General features: G+C 51.4%; 1 rRNA gene. It reads right to left on the bottom strand.

Annotated features, from left to right (window positions below):
- Nucleotides 1-39 precede the first annotated feature (39 nt).
- Nucleotides 40-2,820, bottom strand: a 23S ribosomal RNA gene (locus OH456_RS25890); the annotation flags it as partial.

The following is a 2,820-nucleotide window of genomic DNA, read 5'->3' as shown; positions in this document are numbered from 1 at the left end:
GTTCTTGCTTTGAGTCCATCAAAACCCTTTGGGTGTTGTATGGTTAAGCCTCACGGGCAATTAGTACAGGTTAGCTCAACGCCTCACAACGCTTACACACCCTGCCTATCAACGTTCTAGTCTCGAACAACCCTTTAGGACGCTTAAAGCGCCAGGGAAGACTCATCTCAGGGCTCGCTTCCCGCTTAGATGCTTTCAGCGGTTATCGATTCCGAACTTAGCTACCGGGCAATGCGTCTGGCGACACAACCCGAACACCAGAGGTTCGTCCACTCCGGTCCTCTCGTACTAGGAGCAGCCCCCTTCAATCTTCCAACGCCCACGGCAGATAGGGACCGAACTGTCTCACGACGTTCTAAACCCAGCTCGCGTACCACTTTAAATGGCGAACAGCCATACCCTTGGGACCGACTTCAGCCCCAGGATGTGATGAGCCGACATCGAGGTGCCAAACACCGCCGTCGATATGAACTCTTGGGCGGTATCAGCCTGTTATCCCCGGAGTACCTTTTATCCGTTGAGCGATGGCCCTTCCATTCAGAACCACCGGATCACTATGACCTGCTTTCGCACCTGCTCGAATTGTCATTCTCGCAGTCAAGCGGGCTTATGCCATTGCACTAACCTCACGATGTCCAACCGTGATTAGCCCACCTTCGTGCTCCTCCGTTACTCTTTGGGAGGAGACCGCCCCAGTCAAACTACCCACCAGGCACTGTCCTCATTCCCGATTAGGGAACCAAGTTAGAACATCAAACATACAAGGGTGGTATTTCAAGATTGCCTCCACGAATACTGGCGTACTCGCTTCAAAGGCTCCCACCTATCCTACACATGTAGGCTCAATGTTCAGTGCCAAGCTGTAGTAAAGGTTCACGGGGTCTTTCCGTCTAGCCGCGGGTACACTGCATCTTCACAGCGATTTCAATTTCACTGAGTCTCGGGTGGAGACAGCGTGGCCATCATTACGCCATTCGTGCAGGTCGGAACTTACCCGACAAGGAATTTCGCTACCTTAGGACCGTTATAGTTACGGCCGCCGTTTACCGGGGCTTCGATCAAGAGCTTCGTCCGAAAACTAACCCCATCAATTAACCTTCCGGCACCGGGCAGGCGTCACACCGTATACGTCATCTTGCGATTTTGCACAGTGCTGTGTTTTTAATAAACAGTTGCAGCCACCTGGTATCTGCGACTCTCGGTAGCTCCATCCGCAAGGGACTTCACCACTAAGAGCGTACCTTCTCCCGAAGTTACGGTACCATTTTGCCTAGTTCCTTCACCCGAGTTCTCTCAAGCGCCTTGGTATTCTCTACCCGACCACCTGTGTCGGTTTGGGGTACGATTCCTTACAATCTGAAGCTTAGAGGCTTTTCCTGGAAGCATGGCATCAATGACTTCACTACCGTAGTAGCTCGACATCGTGTCTCAGCCTTATAAAGGTCCGGATTTACCTAAACCTTAAGCCTACGCACTTGAACCTGGACAACCGTCGCCAGGCCCACCTAGCCTTCTCCGTCCCCCCATCGCAATTGTAAGAAGTACGGGAATATTAACCCGTTTCCCATCGACTACGCCTTTCGGCCTCGCCTTAGGGGTCGACTTACCCTGCCCCGATTAACGTTGGACAGGAACCCTTGGTCTTCCGGCGAGGAGGTTTTTCACCCCCTTTATCGTTACTCATGTCAGCATTCGCACTTCTGATACCTCCAGCAGACCTTACAGTCCACCTTCAACGGCTTACAGAACGCTCCCCTACCCAATGTGATAAATCACATTGCCGCAGCTTCGGTGTATAGCTTAGCCCCGTTACATCTTCCGCGCAGGCCGACTCGACTAGTGAGCTATTACGCTTTCTTTAAATGATGGCTGCTTCTAAGCCAACATCCTAGCTGTCTAAGCCTTCCCACATCGTTTCCCACTTAGCTATACTTTGGGACCTTAGCTGGCGGTCTGGGTTGTTTCCCTCTCCACGACGGACGTTAGCACCCGCCGTGTGTCTCCCGGATAGTACTTACTGGTATTCGGAGTTTGCAAAGGGTTGGTAAGTCGGGATGACCCCCTAGCCTTAACAGTGCTCTACCCCCAGTAGTATTCATCCGAGGCTCTACCTAAATAGATTTCGGGGAGAACCAGCTATCTCCAGGTTTGATTGGCCTTTCACCCCTAGCCACAAGTCATCCGCTAATTTTTCAACATTAGTCGGTTCGGTCCTCCAGTTGATGTTACTCAACCTTCAACCTGCCCATGGCTAGATCACCTGGTTTCGGGTCTATATCCAGAGACTGAACGCCCAGTTAAGACTCGGTTTCCCTACGGCTCCCCTAAACGGTTAACCTTGCCACTGAATATAAGTCGCTGACCCATTATACAAAAGGTACGCAGTCACACCACGAAGGTGCTCCTACTGCTTGTACGTACACGGTTTCAGGTTCTATTTCACTCCCCTCACAGGGGTTCTTTTCGCCTTTCCCTCACGGTACTGGTTCACTATCGGTCAGTCAGTAGTATTTAGCCTTGGAGGATGGTCCCCCCATATTCAGACAGGATATCACGTGTCCCGCCCTACTCGATTTCACTGATTATGATGTGTCGGTTACGGGGCTATCACCCTGTATCGCGAGACTTTCCAGACTCTTCACCTGCATCATTAAAAGCTTAAGGGCTAATCCAATTTCGCTCGCCGCTACTTTCGGAATCTCGGTTGATTTCTCTTCCTCGGGGTACTTAGATGTTTCAGTTCCCCCGGTTCGCCTCGCTGAGCTATGTATTCACTCAGCGATAACTGCTTATGCAGTTGGGTTTCCCCATTCAGGAATC

It is taken from the genome of Vibrio sp. La 4.2.2 (assembly GCF_027586995.1).
Taxonomy (GTDB): Bacteria; Pseudomonadota; Gammaproteobacteria; order Enterobacterales; family Vibrionaceae; genus Vibrio; species Vibrio mediterranei.
The sequence above is the reverse complement of the archived record's forward strand: the minus strand, read 5'-3'. Positions and strand labels throughout refer to the sequence as shown.